Source organism: Paenibacillus lupini, from assembly GCF_011761355.1.
In the GTDB taxonomy this organism is placed as follows: domain Bacteria; phylum Bacillota; class Bacilli; order Paenibacillales; family Paenibacillaceae; genus Pristimantibacillus; species Pristimantibacillus lupini.
In genome coordinates this window covers 457,825-477,954 of the sequence record NZ_JAASRW010000001.1, presented here as the reverse complement: position 1 = coordinate 477,954, position 20,130 = coordinate 457,825, and the positions used below count along the sequence as shown (strand labels likewise).

20 protein-coding genes are annotated in these 20,130 nt (G+C 46.6%); 2 read left to right on the top strand and 18 right to left on the bottom strand.

What is annotated here, in order from left to right:
• Positions 1-31: 31 nt before the first annotated feature.
• The 9 genes from FHS17_RS02410 to pdhA all read right to left on the bottom strand — a co-directional run bounded on the left by FHS17_RS02410 (position 32) and on the right by pdhA (position 9,295).
• Positions 32-352 carry a hypothetical protein gene (locus FHS17_RS02410; protein WP_167273792.1) on the bottom strand — a complete coding sequence of 107 codons (321 nt, stop codon included), beginning with the start codon at positions 350-352 and terminating at the stop codon, positions 32-34.
• Positions 353-481: 129 nt separating this feature from the next.
• A complete protein-coding gene (locus FHS17_RS02405) occupies positions 482-1,972 on the bottom strand; it encodes a glutamate synthase subunit beta (protein WP_167273787.1) in 1,491 nt (496 codons plus the stop codon).
• A gap of 217 nt (positions 1,973-2,189) precedes the next feature.
• Positions 2,190-2,681 (bottom strand): dihydrofolate reductase, encoded by a 492-nt coding sequence (locus tag FHS17_RS02400; protein ID WP_167273784.1) that lies wholly within the window; start codon positions 2,679-2,681, stop codon positions 2,190-2,192.
• Positions 2,682-2,698: 17 nt separating this feature from the next.
• Positions 2,699-3,661, bottom strand: coding sequence for a thymidylate synthase (locus tag FHS17_RS02395; RefSeq protein ID WP_167273780.1), 963 nt, complete (start codon positions 3,659-3,661; stop codon positions 2,699-2,701).
• A 52-nt stretch (positions 3,662-3,713) separates the two neighbouring features.
• Entirely contained in the window at positions 3,714-4,205 is a 492-nt protein-coding gene (locus FHS17_RS02390; RefSeq protein WP_167273775.1) for an acyl-CoA thioesterase, read from the bottom strand.
• A 105-nt stretch (positions 4,206-4,310) separates the two neighbouring features.
• A complete protein-coding gene (lpdA, locus tag FHS17_RS02385; protein WP_167273770.1) occupies positions 4,311-5,726 on the bottom strand; it encodes a dihydrolipoyl dehydrogenase in 1,416 nt (471 codons plus the stop codon).
• 5 nt (positions 5,727-5,731) lie between these two features.
• Positions 5,732-7,036, bottom strand: a complete 1,305-nt coding sequence (locus tag FHS17_RS02380) for a 2-oxo acid dehydrogenase subunit E2 (RefSeq protein ID WP_167273767.1) — start codon at positions 7,034-7,036, stop codon at positions 5,732-5,734.
• 143 nt (positions 7,037-7,179) lie between these two features.
• Positions 7,180-8,157, bottom strand: a complete 978-nt coding sequence (locus FHS17_RS02375; protein ID WP_167273765.1) for an alpha-ketoacid dehydrogenase subunit beta — start codon at positions 8,155-8,157, stop codon at positions 7,180-7,182.
• Between the two features lie 58 nt (positions 8,158-8,215).
• Positions 8,216-9,295 (bottom strand): pyruvate dehydrogenase (acetyl-transferring) E1 component subunit alpha, encoded by a 1,080-nt coding sequence (gene pdhA / locus FHS17_RS02370; protein ID WP_167273762.1) that lies wholly within the window; start codon positions 9,293-9,295, stop codon positions 8,216-8,218.
• Between the two features lie 292 nt (positions 9,296-9,587).
• Between pdhA and FHS17_RS02365 the strand changes: the two genes are divergently transcribed.
• Positions 9,588-10,325: an alpha/beta hydrolase gene (locus tag FHS17_RS02365; protein ID WP_167273759.1), complete on the top strand. Its 738-nt coding sequence runs from the start codon at positions 9,588-9,590 to the stop codon at positions 10,323-10,325.
• A 126-nt stretch (positions 10,326-10,451) separates the two neighbouring features.
• On the opposite strand, the gene FHS17_RS02360 is transcribed toward FHS17_RS02365, so the two are convergent.
• Entirely contained in the window at positions 10,452-10,925 is a 474-nt protein-coding gene (locus FHS17_RS02360; protein WP_167273755.1) for a low molecular weight protein-tyrosine-phosphatase, read from the bottom strand.
• A complete protein-coding gene (locus FHS17_RS02355; RefSeq protein ID WP_167273752.1) occupies positions 10,922-11,545 on the bottom strand; it encodes a trimeric intracellular cation channel family protein in 624 nt (207 codons plus the stop codon). Before FHS17_RS02355 ends, FHS17_RS02360 begins: the two co-directional genes overlap by 4 nt.
• 172 nt (positions 11,546-11,717) lie before the next feature.
• On the opposite strand from FHS17_RS02355, the gene FHS17_RS02350 reads away from it, so the two are divergent.
• Complete coding sequence (locus tag FHS17_RS02350; RefSeq protein WP_167273746.1) at positions 11,718-12,359, top strand: thiamine diphosphokinase; 642 nt, start codon at positions 11,718-11,720, stop codon at positions 12,357-12,359.
• 19 nt (positions 12,360-12,378) lie between these two features.
• On the opposite strand, the gene FHS17_RS02345 is transcribed toward FHS17_RS02350, so the two are convergent.
• From FHS17_RS02345 to FHS17_RS02315, 7 genes are all read right to left on the bottom strand, one after another.
• Positions 12,379-14,319 (bottom strand): endonuclease MutS2, encoded by a 1,941-nt coding sequence (locus FHS17_RS02345; RefSeq protein ID WP_167273743.1) that lies wholly within the window; start codon positions 14,317-14,319, stop codon positions 12,379-12,381.
• 422 nt (positions 14,320-14,741) lie between these two features.
• On the bottom strand, positions 14,742-15,524 hold the full coding sequence (locus FHS17_RS02340; RefSeq protein WP_167273739.1) for an MBL fold metallo-hydrolase: 783 nt from the start codon (positions 15,522-15,524) through the stop codon (positions 14,742-14,744).
• Complete coding sequence (locus FHS17_RS02335; protein ID WP_167273736.1) at positions 15,521-16,198, bottom strand: GNAT family N-acetyltransferase; 678 nt, start codon at positions 16,196-16,198, stop codon at positions 15,521-15,523. The genes FHS17_RS02340 and FHS17_RS02335 overlap by 4 nt, the downstream gene beginning before the upstream one ends.
• Positions 16,199-16,393: 195 nt before the next feature.
• The gene (locus FHS17_RS02330) at positions 16,394-17,059 is read right to left on the bottom strand and encodes a GNAT family N-acetyltransferase (protein WP_167273733.1); all 666 of its coding nucleotides are present in this window, start codon (positions 17,057-17,059) and stop codon (positions 16,394-16,396) included.
• Positions 17,060-17,061: 2 nt separating this feature from the next.
• Positions 17,062-17,922: a carbon-nitrogen hydrolase family protein gene (locus tag FHS17_RS02325; RefSeq protein WP_167273728.1), complete on the bottom strand. Its 861-nt coding sequence runs from the start codon at positions 17,920-17,922 to the stop codon at positions 17,062-17,064.
• Between the two features lie 77 nt (positions 17,923-17,999).
• Entirely contained in the window at positions 18,000-19,355 is a 1,356-nt protein-coding gene (locus tag FHS17_RS02320) for a HAMP domain-containing sensor histidine kinase (protein ID WP_167273724.1), read from the bottom strand.
• A complete protein-coding gene (locus tag FHS17_RS02315; protein ID WP_167273720.1) occupies positions 19,352-20,050 on the bottom strand; it encodes a response regulator transcription factor in 699 nt (232 codons plus the stop codon). Before FHS17_RS02315 ends, FHS17_RS02320 begins: the two co-directional genes overlap by 4 nt.
• Between the last annotated feature and the right edge of the window lie 80 nt (positions 20,051-20,130).

The following is a 20,130-nucleotide window of genomic DNA, read 5'->3' as shown; positions in this document are numbered from 1 at the left end:
TCATCTCAAACCGATTTTACCACAAGTTTCCTTACAACGGGGAGGATAGATTTGCAATACGCTGCTGTATTTCGTCACTTTCGATAAGGATACGAATTTGTTCTTTTTCGAAAGTCGTAAATTGATACTCGCAATCGATATCTTCATCCTGAGGGACGATTTGCGCGATTGCGCCACCTAACGTACAGATAACTAGTCCGCTAAAATCAATTAGATCTTCGGGAATAGGTGTTTCATCCGTTACCTCGAATCGAAGGGTAATATCAACCCACTGATGGTCTCTGCGCTCCATCTCAGCCTTAATCGTTTCGAAACGCAGTTCTGTTACACGATCTAATCCATATTTAATCATCAACTGTCCTCCTGCAAAAGAATGGTTAGCCATTCTTGCTTCGTAAGCAAATGCTTATATCCGTATTCGACAAGAAAAGCGCCCGTAGGCGCTTTCTGTTAAAGATAGTTATCGACATTAACTTCCTGCTTAAGGCAGCATCGACGATCCCATCAAATATTTATCCACTTCGCGAGCTGCCTCGCGTCCTTCGTTGATTGCCCATACAACAAGGCTTTGTCCGCGGCGCATATCGCCTGCTGCGAATACTTTATCAACGTTTGTTTTATATTTGCCGTAAGTTGCTTTCACATTCGTACGACGGTCTTGCTCAAGACCAAATGAATCGATGAGCGAGCTGTCTGGACCTTCAAAGCCCACTGCGATAAAGACAAGATCAGCCGGCCATACTTTTTCTGTGCCTGGGATGTCTTTATAAATTCTGCGGCCAGTTTCTTCATCAACTGTACGCTCGATTTGTACCGTGTGCAGCTCTTTCAGGTTGCCATTCTCGTCGCCAACAAATTTCTTCGTCAGTACGGAGAATGCACGAGGATCTTCACCGTATAGGGCTTTTGCTTCCTCTTGTGCATAATCAAGCGTGTACACATTAGGGAATTGCGGCCAAGGGTTGTTCACGATATCACGTTCCAGTGGTGCTTTCGCAACCGTACCAAATTGTGTAACCGATTTACAGCCGTGACGCAGTGCCGTTGCCACGCAGTCTGTACCAGTGTCGCCGCCTCCGATAACGATAACATCTTTATCTTTAGCCGAGATGTAGTTGCCATCTTCGAGGTTCGAATCCAGGTAGCTCTTAATGGTTCCATTCAGATAATCCATCGCAAGGTGGATGCCGTTCAAGCTGCGGCCTTCCATCTCAACGTCGCGAGCTTTCGTTGCGCCGCCGCACATAATGACAGCGTCAAATTCCTTAAGAAGCTCGTCTCTTGAAATATCTTTGCCGATCTCAGTACTTGTTACGAACTCAATACCTTCTTCTCTCATGATGTTCACGCGGCGATCTACAACATGCTTCTCAAGCTTCATTGTAGGAATACCGTAAGTGAGAAGTCCGCCCAAGCGGTCAGCACGTTCGTATACGGTTACTTTATGGCCCGCTTTGTTCAATTGAGCTGCTGCTGCAAGACCTGCAGGACCAGAGCCAACTACGGCTACTTTTTTACCTGTGCGGACTTTAGGAGGTTGAGGAACAACCCATCCTTCTGCAAAGCCGCGCTCGATAATCTCATTTTCGATCGTCTTAATCGTTACCGGATCACCGATCAGGCCAACTGTACAAGATCCTTCACAAGGAGCAGGACAAACACGGCCAGTAAATTCTGGGAAATTATTCGTTTTGTGCAAACGGTCAAGTGCTTCACGCCACAATCCCCGATAAATCAAGTTATTCCATTCTGGAATCAAGTTATTAACCGGGCAGCCGGATGCCGAGCCTGCAAGTTCCATGCCAGTATGGCAATAAGGAGTTCCGCAATCCATACAGCGAGCGCCTTGCGTACGCAGCTGCTCTTCCGACAAATGTTTATGAAATTCATTCCAATCCTTAATCCGCTCAAGCGGATCACGATCGGCCGGCAATTCACGTTGATACTGCATAAAACCTGTAGGTGTAGACATGTGCGAATTTCCTCCATCCAATATTCCCGAAAAGCTATATATTATTCTCTTAAAACTATATCGGGTATCTTTAAATATTTCAACAAAAAACTTCATTAAACACGCGAATATTATATTAAAAAAGCCTATCATTGTTGTCTTCTGTCGTTAATGGATTATCCGCACAATCATTTGCACTTTATGACATATCGTTCGTCATTTCTTTATTTTTGCTTCCTTACGACTTTTGACGAGTAAAAGTTTGGAAGGTAAAAGAAAAGGCGTTCCGTTCGTCTCGTTCAACTTGCTCAGCATCTACCCGCTCCCACTCATCGGATGAGAACTCGGGAAAGAAAGCGTCTCCGCCTTCAATTTCAGTATCTACTTCCGTGAGCAGCAGTTTGTTCGCATAGGGGAGAAATTGTTTATAAATATCCGCACCGCCTATAACCATCAATTCGCCTTCCCCATAGCGGTCAATCGCTTCCTGCACCGAATGAACGACTTCACAGCCTTCTTTGGCGTAATCCGATTGTCTGGAAATAACGACATTGACGCGGTCCTTCAGCGGTTTCGGCAGCGATTCAAAGGTTTTACGACCCATAACGACCGTTTTGCCTGTTGTATGACGGGTAAAGAACGCCATCTCAGCAGGTAAGCGCCAAGGCAGCTTATTCCCGATTCCGATCGTACGGCTGCGATCCATGGCTGCAATCATCGTAATCGACATAATGCGACCCTGCTTTCTTATACGGCTACCGGAGCCTTAATGGTTGGATGTGGCTGATAGTTCTCAATCGTAATATCTTCTACCTCAACGTCGAAGATCGATTTCACATCTGGATTGATCGCAAGGACTGGAAGGTCACGCATGTCCCGCTGTAATTGAATATCAATTTGATCCAAGTGATTCATATAAATATGAGCATCCCCAAGCGTATGAATAAACTCTCCTGCTTCCAGCCCGCATTCCTGCGCCACCAAATGTGTAAGCAAGGCATAGCTTGCAATGTTAAATGGTATACCGAGGAAAATATCTCCGCTGCGCTGATAAAGCTGACAGCTTAACTTACCGTTAATAACATAGAATTGGAACATCGTATGACATGGAGGCAGCGCCATCGAAGGTACATCCTCCGGATTCCATGCGGATACAATTAATCGTCTCGAGTCAGGGTTCTTCTTGATCGTTGCGATTACATCTTTAAGCTGATCAATCGTTTCCCCTTGCGTCGTACGCCACTCCCGCCACTGCTTGCCATATACATTGCCAAGTTCACCGTATTTGGCTGCAAACTCATCGTCTGTCAGCACAAGCTGGATAAACTTCTCCATCTGCTCTTTGTAAAGGCCATTAAAACCATCATCCGTCTGTGAGCGTAAGCCGAAATTGGTCATATCAGGACCATTGTAATCGGTGCTCTCCACCCACCTCTTGAACGCCCATTCATCCCAAATGTGATTGTTATGCTGCAGAAGATATCGAATGTTCGTATCCCCTTTTATAAACCATAGCAATTCACTTACGATTAATTTAAAAGGCACACGCTTTGTCGTCAAAAGCGGAAAACCTTTATTCAAGTCAAAACGCATCTGATAGCCAAAGGTCGAGATCGTTCCCGTACCGGTACGATCCTCTTTCTTTACACCAGTAGCTAATACATGACGCAGTAATTCCAAATATTCGACTTCTGTCGATTGAACAGTCACGGTTTCTTTCAACTCCTTGAATTTCGATCTACAAGGGAACAAAACTATTTAACTATTTTAACATTTTCGCCGCGTGTTGTCTTTCCCGTTTTCTCTTCATTCGTAATTCATATCGTTCAGGAGCCGTTGCAAATAAATGGATTTCTCCTTCTGACTCCGGATACACCTTCGGCACCTTGGTTGGCCTGCCCTTATCATTTAAGGCTACAAATGTGAAAAATGCTGTGACCGTCGTCGTTCGTTGTGCTGTATACAGATTCTCGGATTGGACGGTAACACATACTTCCATTGAGCTGTCATTCGTCCAACTGACGAATGCCTCCACTTCAATGACTTCGCCAACTTTAATCGGAGCTACAAAATCGATACTGTCCGTCGAAGCTGTAACAACCTGCATTCTAGCATGGCGCATCGCTGCAATAGCGGCTGCTTTATCCATATACTCCATTACTTTACCGCCAAACATCGTCTCATGATGATTCGTATCCAGCGGGAAAATGATCTGCGTCATTACCGTTCTGGATGCACTAGCCGGCTTTTCCATAAACAACCGCTCCTTACGCTATGTACAGTTATAATATGCAAAAAGAGGCCCGCATGCTGTTCAAGCTGCGGGGCCTCTTCGATTAAATATCAAGTAGAGGAGCTATTATTTAGCTACTGTGTGGATCGGGTGACCAAGCGCTACTTCTGCTGCGTCAAGAACGATCTCGCCCAGTGTAGGATGCGCATGGATAGTCAGAGCGATATCTTCGAGTGTAGCACCCATTTCGATTGCAAGAGCGAGCTCAGCAATCATGTTGGAAGCTTCAAGACCGATGATTTGTGCGCCCAGAACAAGGCCAGTCTCAGCATCGGAAACGAGTTTCACGAAGCCTTCAGTCGCGTTAAGCGACATTGCACGGCCGTTGATTGCGAACGGGAATTTGCCCACTTTTGTTTTGTAGCCTTTGTCTTTTGCTTCTTTCTCGGAAAGACCAACTGCTGCACATTCCGGATCGGAGAAGCATACTGCAGGCACACATTTGTAATCGATAACGCTTGGCTGACCAGAGATTGCTTCAGCTGCAATGCGGCCTTCGTACATTGCTTTGTGAGCAAGCGCGGGACCAGCAATGATGTCGCCGATTGCATAGATATGCGGGTTGCTTGTACGGCATTGTGCGTCAACCTCAACCAGACCACGCTCGCCAACTTTAACGTTAGCCAGTTCAAGACCAAGGTCTCCGTCTGTGTTAGGACGACGTCCAACTGTAACGAGCAGGTAGTCTGCTGTTACTTTCTCTTCTTTGTCGCCAACTTTATAAGTCAGTGTAACGTCTTTATCTGTTTGCTCAGCGCCTTGAGCCATTGCGCCAGTAACGATATCAACGTTAGTGCCTTTAAGTTTCTTAGCAACGATCGAACCCATATCTTTATCGAAGCCTGGCAGAATTGCGTCGCCGCCTTCGATGATTGTTACTTTTGTACCGAATTTGGAGTACATTTGACCAAGCTCGATACCGATGTAGCCGCCACCGATAACGATGATGCTTTTCGGAATCTCAGGCAGGGACAATGCACCAGTCGACGAAACGATACGGCCGCTGAACGGGAATGCTTTCAGCTCGATTGGACGGGAACCAGTTGCGATAATGCAGTTTTTGAAACGGTAGCGCGGTGCTTCTTGATCGTTGAAGACACGTGCTTCGTTCTCGTTAATGAACATAACTTCACCGTTGAAATATTGCACTTTGTTCGCTTTCAGAAGCGATGCAACACCGCCGGTAAGTTTTTTAACGATACCGTTCTTGAACTCTTGTACTTTGTTCCATTCCACTTTCACGTCGCCAGCAGTAATGCCGAACGCCGATGCATGGCTAATGGATTCATATTGATGTGATGCCGAGATAAGCGCTTTGGAAGGAATACAGCCAACGTTCAAACAAACGCCGCCCACATTTTCTTTCTCAACAACCAGAACGTTTTGACCAAGTTGTGCTGCGCGGATTGCGGCAACATAACCGCCAGGACCTGCACCGATGACTAGAGTATCAATATCTAAAGACGGATCTCCTACTACCATTGTAGTTACACCTCCATGATGAATAATTCTGGTTGACCCAGAAGTTGTTTAATATAGTTCATAAAGTTTTGAGCTGTTGCGCCGTCGATGAGACGGTGGTCGAAGCTCAGCGACAGTGCCATTACAGGTGCTGCCACGATTTCTCCGTTACGAACAACCGGTTTCTCAGAGATACGGCCAGTACCCAGGATTGCAACTTCAGGGAAGTTGATTACTGGTGTAAAGAACATACCGCCAGCGGAACCGATGTTCGAGATTGAAATTGTGCTGCCTTTAAGCTCGGCGGCAGTAAGTTTGCCTTCACGGCCTTTAGCAGCCAGGTCACGGATTTTGTCTGCAACCATGAAGATATTTTTACGGTCAGCGTCCTCGATAACAGGAACGATCAAGCCGTTGTCTGTATCTGTCGCGATACCGATGTTGTAGAACTTCTTGTAGACGATTTCTTGACTAGCTTCGTCAAGCGTAGCATTCATGATTGGGAACTGGCGGCATGCCGCAACAAGTGCCTTCACGATGAATGGCAGGTAAGTCAGCTTGGAACCTTTTTTCTCTGCGTATGGTTTGTATTTCGTACGAAGAGCAACCAGTTCTGTAACATCCACTTCGTCCATGATTGTAACGTGTGGAGCAGTATATACCGATTTAACCATCGCGTTAGCGATCGCTTTACGGATACCTTTGAATGGTACGCGCTCTTCTGGACGGTATGCGTCAGTTGCCGCTGCTGCTGGTTTAGCCGCTGCAGGTGCATCAGATGCTTGTGCTGCTGCTTCAGCTGCTGGAGCTTCAACCGCTGCCGGAGCTGCTGCTCCGCCGTTAGTTACATCTTCACGCGTGATACGGCCGTTTTTGCCAGTGCCGGCAACCGTTGTCAGGTCAACGCCTTGTTCACGGGCAAATTTACGAACGCTAGGTGTAGCCAGTACTTGGCCGCCTGTTGCTTTCGGTGCTTCTGCTGGTACAGCAGGAGCTGCAGTTGGTGCCGCTGCTTGAGCAGCTGGTGCTGCAGGAGCCGCTGCCGCTGGAGCTTCAGTTGCTGCAGGAGTATCTTGCTCAGGAATATCGCCTTCTGCATCAATAATCGCTACAACTTCGCCGACATGGCATACTTGGCCGTCCTTCATGCGTACTTCCGTAACAACACCATTTACAGGACAAGGAACTTCTACAACTGCCTTATCGTTCTGTACTTCCATGATGATATCGTCATCCGTTACTTTGTCGCCGACTTTAATATGCACTTTAACGATTTCGCCTTCGTGCAAGCCTTCGCCAAGCTCTGGAAATTTGTATTCAAATTTCGCCACTGTAGTATCCTCCTAAAAAGAATTGCCGTGCTCTTTGCGGTGATTCTTACCTCGTAAGCATTCACATCTATTGTCGCCTAATGACGACTTTGCCCGCTATTAAGCGGGCAATTTATATCCATCATCCATGAGGATGAATAACATTAAAAGTTCAGGACTTTATTAGCCGCATCTACGATACGAGCTGGTGTTGGCAGCCAAGTATCTTCGATTTGTGCGAACGGATATACTGTATCCGGACCAGCAACGCGAAGTACAGGAGCTTCCAAATGCAGGATCGCTTTTTCGTTGATTTGAGCAATAACTTCTGCTGCTACGCCGGAAGTTTTTTGTGCTTCTTGAACAACGATTGCGCGGTTTGTTTTTTTGATCGAAGCAACGATAGTGTCGATATCGAGCGGCACCAGGGAGCGAAGGTCAATAACTTCCGCTTTAATACCGTTTTTCTCAAGCTCGTCCGCTGCTTTCACAGCTGTGTGAACCATCATGCCGTAAGCAATGATTGTTACGTCCGAACCTTCACGAACCACGTTTGCTTTACCGATCTCAACTGTGTACTCGCCTTCTGGTACTTCAGCACGGAATGCACGGTACAAGTTCAGGTGCTCCATGAAGAATACAGGATCATTATCGCGGATTGCAGCGATCATAAGACCTTTTGCATCGTACGGGTTGGATGGAATAACAACTTTGATACCTGGTGTTTGAACAGCAAGACCTTCCAGGGAGTCCGTGTGTAGTTCTGCTGCTTTAACGCCGCCGCCAAATGGCGTACGGAATACGATTGGCGAGTTGTAACGGCCGCCGGAACGGTAACGCATACGCGCCGCTTGAATAAACATTTGGTCCATTGCTTCATAGATGAAGCCAACGAACTGAATTTCAGCAACTGGACGGAAACCTTGGATACCCATACCAACTGCCAAACCGCCGATAGCGGACTCAGCAAGTGGCGTATCGAATACGCGCTCCTCGCCGAATTCTTCTTGCAAACCTTCTGTTACGCGGAATACACCGCCGACTTTACCAACGTCCTCACCGAAGATAAGTACGTTCTCATCACGTTTAAGCTCCACACGCATAGCGTCGCGGATTGCTTCCAACATATTCATTTGAGCCATGATCGTCAGATCCTCCTTCATTTTTGCTCGTGCAAAATCCCATCGTCAGGCAAGGGTATTATTGAAAATCAGCCTTTTGCTCTTCCAGATGCTGAGGCGTTGTTTCGAACATAGAATCAATCAAGCCGCCAACTGTCATTTTCTCAGTTGCTTCTGCTTTCTTGATGTTCTCGTTAACAGCTGCTTTCGCTTCTTCTTTCACGCGAGCTGTATCTTCTTCTGTCCAAAGGCCTTTCTTCTCCAAGAACTTGCCGAAACGAATAAGAGGATCCTTAAGGCCCCATTCCGCTTCTTCATCTTTCGTACGGTATTTCGTTGCATCATCAGACAGGGAGTGCGGACGGAAACGGTAAGTCAACATCTCGATCAATGTTGCACCTTCACCGTTACGGCCGCGTTCAGCCGCTTCAGATACTGCTTTAATAACAGCAAGAACGTCCATACCGTCAATTTGAACACCTTTGATACCAGCTGCAACCGATTTATGAGCAACAGACAAAGCTGCTGTTTGTTTCTCATACGGCGTTGTGATGGCATAACGGTTGTTTTGTACGACATAAATAACTGGAAGCTTGAATACTCCAGCAAAGTTCATAGATTCGTAGAAGTCGCCTTCAGAGGAACCGCCATCACCTGTATAAGTGATTGCTACACGTTTCTCGCCGCGTTTCTTGAATGCCATTGCTACGCCTGCTGCATGAAGCACTTGTGCGCCGATTATGATTTGTGGCATAAGCACATGTACATCAGCTGGAATTTGGCCGCCATGTTGATGACCACGGGAATAAAGGAAGGCTTGATACATAGGAAGACCATGCCATACAAGCTGCGGGATATCCCGGTAGCCTGGGCAAATGAAATCATCTTTATTAATCGCATATTCGCTGCCGATCATCGAAGCTTCTTGTCCGGATACCGGTGCATAGAAGCCTAGACGGCCTTGGCGGCCAAGGTTAACGGCACGCTCATCCCATGTGCGCGTAAACACCATGCGGTACATTATTTCTTTTAATTGGTCGTCAGTCAGTTCCGGCATATATTCCGGGTTAACTACTTCGCCGTCGAGCGACAACACGGATAATGGTTTTACAGGTTCCGTTTGAACTTCATATGGCAGTTTGTTAAGCACTTTGCTCATTTTGAACGCTCACCTCGATCATTAATATTTGAAAATCGGAGCTCTCTGTTATAGAATCATAATACACCTGTTTACCAAAGATGGTCAAAGAAAAAAACAAAAAAACCGTTGTTTTTTCGCTAATCTGGCCGATTTCACCAATGAATTGTATATGTAACAGATTTGTTTTTTCTGTATAACAGCATAATACAATCAGGGTTCAAAACCAGATGATGACTGGGTACGGGCAGATTCTCATTACCTTACTATTGTTTACCCACAAGCTAACCATTCCATTCAGGGGGATTCACATATGACTGATCAACGTTACTTAAAACGCACCGTGGTGAAAGAAATTGTAAAAAGCAGCTACTTACCAGAAGGCGAACGCAGTTTGCGTATCTATTTACCGCCAGGTTATAACGAAGTGCTCAGCTATCCTGTCGTCTACTGCCAAGATGGTGAAGACTTCTTCAACTTTGGACGGATTGCAACAACGGCGAACCGCATTATTCTCGATGAGGGTATAGAACCATTCATTATAGTTGGCGTTGATGTCGACAAGACGTATAGAACAGCTGAATATTCGCCCGATGGCAACCGACATGAAGCTTATGTCCGATTCTTCGGCGAAGAGCTTATTCCTTTTATAGAAGGTAAATATCCGGTGCGCACTTCACCTGAGCATCGCTTGCTTGCTGGCGACTCCCTCGGCGGGACGATCTCTTTCCACCTCGCTTTGACGTATCCTGAGCTGTTCACTCGCATATTGTCGCTATCCGGTGCTTATTATGACCGTTCTCGTGAAATTATGGAAGCTCAAAAGGACCTATCTTGGTTAGAGATCTATATGATCGCAGGTTTTGGGGAGACAGCCTATGATACCGGACACGGTATCTTTGATTTCCTCGACATCAACCGTACAGCCCGCTCCATCCTTGAAGAAAGAGGGGCTACGCTGACTTATTTCGAAAAAGACGGCGGTCATCAATGGGGCTTCTGGCAAAAGGAACTGCCGGATGGCTTGATGCATTTTATCGAAGTGGAATAACGTAGGAATGAGGGTGTACCATCATACATGATGAGACACCCCTTTTTTTTTGCCATAAAGCGTGAAAAAGCTCGGACAGGTATGCCTTGACCGAGCTTTCTCGCAACTAACTTCAACTATTTCATTTTATTTCAGGTCATTAACAATTCGTTCAAGAAGCTTCTCGCTTCCTTCGACGACTAGTTCATAGACATAGTCGAAGTTGCCTGTATAATACGGATCTGGAACATCGTCTTCGGCATGTTGTGGGAGCATGTCCATAAACTTAATGATTTTTGCCGAATCTGCTGCGCTTCCGATAATACGACGGACATCAGCTTCATTCTTCGTATCCATACAGACGATGTAATCAAAACCTTCATCTTTGGCTGTAAATTGTCTGGCTTTCATGCCCGCATAAGAAATGCCGTGAAGGTCTAGCTGCTTGCGGGTTCCTTCATGAGGCGCTTTGCCGATATGCCAATCACCTGTACCAGCAGAATCAATCTCGATCACATCAACAAGACCAGCTTTCTCCACCAGACTGCGGAATACGGCTTCTGCCATCGGCGAGCGGCAAATGTTGCCTAGACAAACAAACACTACGCGTACTTTTCTCATATAATGCCTCCTCCCTTCTGATTAAGCGACCGGCGAGGCAGTCTCCATTTGTAGTATACCGACAGCATTCTGAACACGATAACAATAACGAACAAGACCAAGAGTTCAAACGTTGTATGGAACCAGCCTTCGCCTACTGCTAGGCCTGCGAGCATCGCCCATACCGCATAAATCTCATCCTTGAGCACAAGTGGCTTCCGACCTGCCAATACATCGCGAATGATGCCTCCTCCGATACCTGTTAACATAGCCGCAACGAGTACAGCACTGATCGGGTGATTCATCTCGGTCGCATACAAAGCGCCTTGAATCGCAAATGCTGACAATCCGATAGCATCAAAGAATGACTCGCTTTTCCTCCACTTGTGAATCCATGATACTGGCAGCAGAAAAGCTACTGTCATGGCGATCACAGCGATTTCCAGCAAGTTACCTTGATTCCATAAGGTCGTAACCGGCCGGCCAATCAGCAAGTTTCTTATAACACCGCCGCCAAACGCTGTCACAAGACCTAGCACGAATACGCCCAAAATATCGTATTCTTCCTCCATAGCAACGATCGCTCCGCTGACTGCAAAAGCGACCGTTCCAATAATACTGAAAACGCCAAAGATGTCCAAGCTCCCTACTCCTCCGCTTCCATGATGACCGCCCATCCGCGTTCTCTAACGCGATCCTGTCGGTACTGTCCTTCATCATTTTAGCCGCGCTTATTCGGTTTGACAATTGTTTTACACATAACTTTCGCATTATACTGGCTTCAACACCTGAAGTTCGAAAGGAAGAGAAAGAATGAATAATCGCATCATCATCTGTACTGGCGGTCAATTGGGTAGCTGGACGGTTCCATTGATCCATCCCGGAGATACATTAATTGGCGCAGACCGCGGTGCTTTGTTCCTCGTGCAGCATGGATTTACACCGGATCTGGCGCTTGGCGACTTCGATTCGGTTACTCCAGAGCAACTTGAGCTTATCCGTTCAAACAGCCGGGAGTCACTTGCCTATGATCCGATTGATAAGGATTATACCGATACAGAACTTGCATTCCGTCATGCTCTGGACCAGTCCCCCTCTGAGATCGTTATGCTCGGAGCGCTGGGGAGCCGATTCGATCATTCCCTTGCGAATGTGCATCTGCTCAAGCTGGCACTGGAGAAAGGAATTAAAGCATCTATTACTGACGAGCATAATACGATCACCTTAGCTGAGATTGGAACAACAGAACTTCATCAAAGTGATTACAGCCATATTTCACTTCTCCCCTTATCTGAACAGGTTACCGGTATTACTCTCCATGGGTTCGCCTATCCGCTGCATGAAGCAACGCTGCAGATCGGCCAGTCCTTAGGGATCAGCAATATACTTGCAGATCCCGTAGGTACCTTAACCGTCCGAACTGGTATCTTGCTCGTTATTCAGAGCAAAGACTAACCTGTATTAGAGAAGCAGCTTAACTCTCTGTCACATCCGACTTAGTCTCAATCGTCAAGCCATCTACATACTTCCGACCAATAAGCTTCCGTTTTTTTCGATTATCTTTCGTATCGAACACAATATCCATATCATAATCAGATCCAGGATACAGTTTATCCTTGCTGATATAAGGCTTTAATCGTTTGCGGTTAAAGCCCATTTTTTTACCCTCCACCTGAACAATTACTTCGCCCCGATCATCTGCCGGCTGGAAGACAATTCCCGCTCGTCGAAGGGGATAAATCCACACCGCATCACCTTTGAGGAAAACAGGCGCTGGGGACTTTTCTTTTTGTACAGCTGGACTCTTCATAGTATCGACAGCTTCTTCTACTACCACTCCTACTGTCTTCTCTTCATACCCGGACAAAGAGGATTCCAAACGGATCACTGTTCGACCTTCTGCCAGCTTCTCTGCCCGTTTCATAACATGCTCTGGAAGTCCAAAACGCCGAGCAATCGCAAAAGCATGGCTTTCTCCCGCTTCCCCTACCTCAAGACGATAGAGAGGGCGTAATGTCTCCGAGTCAAAAGCCATTCTCGCATTCATGCAGCCAGCAGTACTTGCTGCAAACTTCTTAATCTCATTAAAATGGGTAGTCGCCGCAGTTAGTGCTTTACGTTGCAGCAGCTCCTCCAGCACGGCGATCGACAAGGCGATTCCCTCACCGGGGTCAGTCCCTGCTGCCAATTCATCGAGCAGAATAATCGTTTGCTCATCTGCTGAATGAAGCATTTCTTTTAGAACGGCAATGTGTGAAGAGAATGTAGATAATGACTGCTCAAGGCTTTGTCCGTCGCCTACATCGGCCATGATATGCCGGAACACTCCAAATCGGCTGTCCGGTGAAGCCGGGACAAGTAGGCCGGATTGGACAAGCAGCGCGAGCAGTCCGATTGTTTTGAGGGCTACCGTCTTACCTCCTGTGTTTGGCCCTGTAATAATGAGCTGTTTCCAACGAACGCCAAGCTCTACATGGATGGGCTCCGCTTGTTGCCCCAGCAATGGATGGCGAGCCTCTACCAGCTTAATTATAGGCTCATCGCTTAATGTCACAGGCTGACCATTATAGGAAAGTGACAATTTACCTCTAGCCAGCATGAAATCAAAAGATGCCATCGCCTCCCGATTCTGGAACAGATCCAGCTTATACAGTTCGGCTTCATCTGACAGCCGCGATAAAATTATCGTTCTTTCCCTTTCCTCTTCCGCCTTCCATTCTTGCCATTCCTGCTGCAATTCTGCAACATCAATTGGCTCAATAAACAGCGTCTGACCACTTGATGACTCATCCCACACCGTGCCTGGAACGAGCTTCCGATGTTCTCGCTTGACCGCAATAACTGACCTGCCTCTTCTTCTACTTATAATCGGATCTTGCAGTGCCGACTTGTACTTGGAAAGCGAAGCTTCCAGCTTCTTATGAATTTTATCTTCCACTGCGATCAGATGACGGCGAATCATGCCAAGATCAGCACTTGCCTGATCCGTAAGACTTCCATACCGAATACAGCGGTCGAGCTCCTGCTTCAGCCGAGGACAATCATTCATCGAATCGGCGTAGGCGGCAATCGTAGGTGCAATCATTCGCTTATTATCCATGTAACGCTTCATCTGCGCGATCGATACGAGCCATGCTAACAGCTGATCCAGCTCCGATTCCGTGTAGATTCGTCCCTTACCAAGCAGAGACAGAAAAGGATCAATTCCCTCCATAGCCGAAAGGGGTACACTCGCACCTGTTGCGAGCAAGGCCGCTGCCTCTTCTGTTTCATTCAGCCAAGCTCTAATTTGCTTCCGGTTCGTGCTTGGTACATGTCGCTCAGCCAATAATTGACCTGCCGGTGATACCGTATATCCGATCATTTTATCCTTCAATTTGTCATATTCCAGTCTTTGAAATACAGCTTCATTCATGTTTTTAGATGCTCCTTTAATCGTTTTTGGGTATAAAAAAAACAGGAACAGAACGCAAGAAGCGTTCCGTTCCTGTTATCGATTTGGCCTAGACCAATCCCGTTGAATGCCCTTGAAGCACAAAAAAACCGTGCTGCAAGAGCACGGTGATAGCCAGCCGAATATCTTCAGGCGGAAATCCTCATGTTCTTAACTCTTGGCATCGGTCTTTGTCTGGAGACGTCACAATAGAAGACATGCATGATGACAAAAATTTGCATCAGCAAGCCAATCAGACGAACAAACAAAACCGATTTATCCAATTAGAAGTTAAGAACACCAGCAAACATTAAAATTTCCCCTTCCGAAATCACACAATCAATTAAGCAGCTAATTTCTTAGCTATAATCACAATGTACGCTAAAGGCTTACGATTTGTCAATTCATTTCCCTACAGAAACTTCCAAACCTGTATAAGTAAATTCCGCATAGTCAGGCAACGGGTATGTTCGCCTCAGATCGATATCATGAGACATATGCGTAAATAAGGTTCTTTTGGGCTTCCATATCGGAAGCAAAACTAGAGCCTCCGTCACATCGTAGACGGACCGTGTCTCATAAGCGAAGTTTTCTATATAAAAGCTTGTCCCAAGCACAAGCAGATCCAGCCCGTAAAGCGGCTTCTGCTGCTCTTCTGTTAACCCAATTGAGTCGGAACAATAAGCCCATGCTTCACCTGACTCTTGATGATCAAATCGAAAAGCATAAGCATAACCGTTCTTACCATGATTAACTTTCCATGTTGAGACACGCCAGCTGCCAAAATCACAAGGTGTATCGATCGCAATAAAGCGAATATTACGATCCAGCCAAGGAAAACGCTGCATAATTTCCGCAATGACTTCTTCGGAAGCATAAGCTTCACCTTTTACCCCTAGCCATCGGCAAGCATCCGCCCACTCGGGAAGACCCCCGATATGGTCGAAATGTGCATGTGTCACAAGAATCCGATTCACAAAATGAAGGCCAGCTGACTCCATCTGTGTTCGCCAATCTGGCCCGCAGTCAATCATCATGGTTCCAATATCAGCATCTTCAAGCTGTACAAGGGAACGATAGCGGCGATTGACGCCGCTAGTTCTCGCTTCAGTGCATACCTCGCATTCGCAATAAACACGAGGAACACCCATCGCATCCCCTGTTCCCCGGAAAATTATCTTCATCATATCGGCAGCAGCTCGATCTGCTCCTTGCCGCGCAGCCCTTCGATCATATCGAGCCATTCTTGCGGCTTATTAGGAAGTGCAGAGTAGTAGCCTTCTAAGAACTGAACGACTAGCGCTGCTGGAATGGCCGTTAACTCTTCATCAGCAGGCAGGAAGCATAGATTAAGACCTTCCACTGCCTCTCCTGTAAGCTCCCAGGACGGATGCACGTAAGGGATATTAATCATTTTATATCCGATGTGCGATAACACTTCACGGCGTACATACGGATTCATCGGTGTAACTCCGCCGAACTCATGCTCTCCACTTTCATAGGGGTTATAGATTTCTGCGAACATGCCGATTGGGGATGTACCTGACTCTTGTGCCAATCGAGCAAGATCCTTCTCACGTCCCCGCATCAGGAAACGGCCGATCCCTTTGTTTGGCTCGCCGATAATAGTAAAGTCGGTCATCGCTACACGAAGCTCTGGATAATAGCGGTACTCTGTGGAGCCGACTACTTCACCGTCCTCAATGGCTACGTAGACATGAATGCCTGCGTCTTCGAGAGGCTCTTTCCACAGCTCGTATGCCAACACCTCTTCAGGTGGGAAGATCCGTTTGAGCAGCGCGTGAAGTGATGCGAAGTATGGATCGTTGATGGATGTAATCCGATGATAATCTAATGGCATTAACAACACTCCTAATTTGAGCTGGGATGCACTACGAGAAAGTTTGGGCTTTCGGCCGCTGTTGTTTTTGAATGTCTTCGATTGAAATTTTCAGCGGTTAGACCTTCAAAAACAAAGGCGGACGCTTGCACTCCGAAAACTCCAAACTTTCTCTCCGTGCAAAGGCTCAAAAATATGATTAACTTAATAACAGCTTTAAACCTGCAAAAACGGATTGCGCCATTCCATTAGCGCAGCGTAATTGCAGGATTCTTCGTCGTCCAGATAATCGGCAGCGATTCCTACAGGAGTTCTTCCGCAGCGGAGAAGGAAGGTGATCACAGGGTCCTTGTAAATGCCCTTCATCACTTTCTCCAAGTATTGCTCAGGTGTCTCGGCAGCAGCGTAGTGATGATAACCCGGCATACGGCCAGCTCCGAGAAGCCGCTTGAGACCGAGATGTATTACCGTTTCGTACATCGACTGTAGAAGCCATTTGCCAATACCGGCCTTCCGATAGGCGGGAACGACACAAATATCGGCAACGTACAGGGTATCACCGTCTGGATTGTGATTGCGGATATAGCCGCTGTCCGTAATTTGCTCCCAGCTATGCGCTTCGTGATAATGAGACATATCTACAATAAGCCCGGTCATGGACCCGATCACTTTCCCTCCGATTTCACAGCATAATGCCCCTTCAGGAAAACGGGTAATATGTTCGGTCAGCTGTTCTTCGTTCCACCAAAGCTCCTCCGGGTAGGGAGGCGGGAAGCTTTCACTCTGAACATCAATTAAGGCTTTAAAATCTTGTGAAGTATAAGTGCGAATAATAGCTTCGGTTGGCACGCCATCATGAATAACGAACAACTGCTTGCGCATAATTATGTCCAATCCGTATAGAGATCGGTCCGACGGTCTCTCCAGGTCGTCACCGATCCTGCAGCACGAACGTCCTCGAGCAGCTGGAGATCCAGGTCCGCTACAATAAGCATATCGTCATTAATGACACCTTCGCTCAAAATGCCTGCTGGCGGGAATGGAATATCATTAGGTGTAATTACCGCTGCTTGACCATAGTTGGCACGCATGAAATCAACTTTGCGCAGCGAACCGACTGTTCCTGTCGTTACGATATAGATTTGATTCTCAACGGTTCTTGCATGACAGCAATACCGTACGCGGTAGAATCCATGACGATCATCCGTACAGGATGGACAGAAAATAACGTCCGCCCCTTTGGCACGCGCCATACGGACGATTTCCGGAAACTCAATGTCGTAGCAAGTCAACATGGCTATCGTGCCAAATGGAGTGTCAAACACTTGAAGTCCGTCACCAGGTGTCATGTTCCACTCGGTTACTTCCGTTGGTGTAAGATGAATTTTGGCTTGACGATCAATTTTCCCATCCGGATGGAATAAGTGAGCCGTGTTCTGGCGTTTGCCATTACCGGCATCCACAACATGTGTACCGCCAACAATATACATATCGTATTCTTTGGACAAGGAACGGAACAATCCTTCATACTGCTCAGTAAACTCGGGTAAACGGTCGATAGACAGTGCCTTTCCGTTCTCATCACCAATTGATAATAACTGTGTCGTCAAAAACTCCGGGAACAAAATAATCTGCGTTCCGTATTCCGAAGCATTCCGGACATAATGCGTAACTTGCGATGCAAATTGGTCAAATGATGTAATGTCTTCCAAATGATATTGTACAGAGGCAACACGGTATTTCAACAGACTTCTCCCCTTCAAAAGAATTTCCGCTGCTTTTGGCGGGCAATTCTTACTTCGTAAGCTTGTATCTAATTCCTTTACTTTCTTTGTTTGAACTGAATCGAAATGGTCGTCCCGAGATCCGGCAGACTAAATACATCAATCTTGCCTTCATGCAGGTCAACAATACGTTTGGCAATCGACAGGCCTAGACCAACACCACCTGTCGCGCGGCTTCTTGCACCATCTACCCGGTAGAAGCGCTCGAACATATGCGGAATCTCATTCTCCGGTATGCCGATCCCTTTATCTTTGACCTCGATCTTAACGATGTTTCTGATCAGGCTGACCGTGACATCAATCGGATCTTTACTGTATTTAATGGCATTATCGAGCAAGATTACAAGCAGCTGCCGGATCTTATCCTTATCTCCATACAAGCGAACAGAACGGGACATTGCTTTCACTCGAATTGGACGCTGGAAAGTCTGTTGCAGCATAACAGCAAGCTCATCCACAACCTGAACCACGTCAAACATCTCTTGATTCAGCCAATCCTCCTGCTCAGCTTCAGCTAGCATAAGCATGGACTTCGTCAAGTTCTGCAAACGGTTTGCTTCTTTATCGATAGCTTCAATCGCTTCATCACGGATGTTCTCATCATCACGTCCCCAGCGCTTCAACATACCTGCATAACTGCTAATAACGGTAAGCGGAGTTTTCAGTTCATGGGAAGCATCGGCGACAAACTGCTTTTGTCTCGCAAAAGTACGGTCCAGCCTGTCTATCATCTGGTTAAACGCACGTACAAGCTGCTGCAGCTCGGCTGATTCTTCATGACTTGACGGCTCAATCTTGCGTAGCTTTCCGCTTCGGTCAATTTCCCGCATCGTATTGATCATCTGCTGCATCGGCGATGTAAGCCGGGAGGTGAACCAATACGTTCCGAATATAGCAAATAGAACAGCACCCGCACTTGTAACGGACAATGCAGCAACCAAGATTTGCAGATAATCATCAAGCTCGTTCAGAACACGGTTGATCTCAAGCATGGCAACGAGATTAGCCCCATCATAAATAGGAACGCGCATATACATAATCCGCTCGCTACCCTTTTTGATCATACCCGTATCGTGATGGCTCTGAAAGGACGCCGGAAGATTCAATAAAACAGGATCCGAGCCGGTAATATTAACAATCTTCCCATCAGGCTTAATGATACGTATCATTTCATTCACATTATAATATTCGTTTAAGAGATCAGGGTCGAATATCCCTTTGCCGTCTTGGATGTTCGGATTTTCCAGCATGAGATTTACCTTATTCCCAATCACTCGCTCTTCGCTCTCCGTCGTAATCTTAATGACGTAGAAGTACACAAAGATATTAAACAATATAAGAATAAAGATTAGCCAGAAAATCGTAAAAAGCGTGAATCGTTTGCGAAGCGTCATGCGTCAGGCTCCTTTATCATGTAACCAACGCCGCGAACCGTATGAATCAGCTTGTGACGGTATCCCTTGTCCAGCTTTTGACGCAAATATCGGATATAGACATCGACCAGGTTCGTCTCTCCGATAAAATCGTAACCCCAAACCTCTGATAAAATATCTTCACGTGATTTTTCATCGTTCTTATTCTCGACCAAATAGACAAGAAGTTCGAATTCACGTGGTGTAAGCTCAATAACAATATCCTTGCGATACACCTTCCGTGTCCGCAGCTCTATCGTCAAATCCCCTACCTTGATCAAATCTGAGCCTTCAGATTCCTTCGGATACTGCTGGAATATACGCAAAATGTTACGGACACGCGCAAGCAGCTCTTCCATAGCAAATGGCTTCGTAATATAATCATTTGCGCCATGCTCGAAGCCACTTACCTTATCGGGTACTGTATCTCTTGCCGTAAGCAAAATAACAGGTACGGGGTTGCCCGCCTGACGCAGTCGGCGAAGCACCTCGATCCCATTTAATTCAGGCAGCATCACATCAAGCAGAATTAATTCCCACTCACCTGTTGAAGCCATCTCATATCCCGTACGTCCGTCGGCTGCTGTACCGACCGTATATCCTTCATGTTCTAACTCAAGTTGTAACACGCGGGAAATGCCCGCCTCGTCTTCCACTACCAAAACTCGTTCATTCATTCTGGATGTTCACCTGCTTCCAAATATGCTTATGGACTCGTATTCATCATAAAGAAGGTTTATTTCAAATGCAAGCAAGG

Bases quoted from the DNA above. Each gene is read 5' to 3' on its own strand.
- lpdA (WP_167273770.1), bottom strand. From the start codon at position 5,726: ATGGTAGTAGGAGATCCGTCTTTAGATATTGATACTCTAGTCATCGGT.
- FHS17_RS02390 (WP_167273775.1), bottom strand. From the start codon at position 4,205: ATGGAAAAGCCGGCTAGTGCATCCAGAACGGTAATGACGCAGATCATT.
- FHS17_RS02405 (WP_167273787.1), bottom strand. From the start codon at position 1,972: ATGTCTACACCTACAGGTTTTATGCAGTATCAACGTGAATTGCCGGCC.
- pdhA (WP_167273762.1), bottom strand. From the start codon at position 9,295: ATGAGCAAAGTGCTTAACAAACTGCCATATGAAGTTCAAACGGAACCT.
- FHS17_RS02365 (WP_167273759.1), top strand. From the start codon at position 9,588: ATGACTGATCAACGTTACTTAAAACGCACCGTGGTGAAAGAAATTGTA.
- FHS17_RS02410 (WP_167273792.1), bottom strand. From the start codon at position 352: ATGATTAAATATGGATTAGATCGTGTAACAGAACTGCGTTTCGAAACG.
- FHS17_RS02315 (WP_167273720.1), bottom strand. From the start codon at position 20,050: ATGAATGAACGAGTTTTGGTAGTGGAAGACGAGGCGGGCATTTCCCGC.
- FHS17_RS02350 (WP_167273746.1), top strand. From the start codon at position 11,718: ATGAATAATCGCATCATCATCTGTACTGGCGGTCAATTGGGTAGCTGG.
- FHS17_RS02335 (WP_167273736.1), bottom strand. From the start codon at position 16,198: ATGCCATTAGATTATCATCGGATTACATCCATCAACGATCCATACTTC.
- FHS17_RS02400 (WP_167273784.1), bottom strand. From the start codon at position 2,681: ATGTCGATTACGATGATTGCAGCCATGGATCGCAGCCGTACGATCGGA.
- FHS17_RS02340 (WP_167273739.1), bottom strand. From the start codon at position 15,524: ATGATGAAGATAATTTTCCGGGGAACAGGGGATGCGATGGGTGTTCCT.
- FHS17_RS02375 (WP_167273765.1), bottom strand. From the start codon at position 8,157: ATGGCTCAAATGAATATGTTGGAAGCAATCCGCGACGCTATGCGTGTG.
- FHS17_RS02330 (WP_167273733.1), bottom strand. From the start codon at position 17,059: ATGCGCAAGCAGTTGTTCGTTATTCATGATGGCGTGCCAACCGAAGCT.
- FHS17_RS02345 (WP_167273743.1), bottom strand. From the start codon at position 14,319: ATGAATGAAGCTGTATTTCAAAGACTGGAATATGACAAATTGAAGGAT.
- FHS17_RS02360 (WP_167273755.1), bottom strand. From the start codon at position 10,925: ATGAGAAAAGTACGCGTAGTGTTTGTTTGTCTAGGCAACATTTGCCGC.
- FHS17_RS02320 (WP_167273724.1), bottom strand. From the start codon at position 19,355: ATGACGCTTCGCAAACGATTCACGCTTTTTACGATTTTCTGGCTAATC.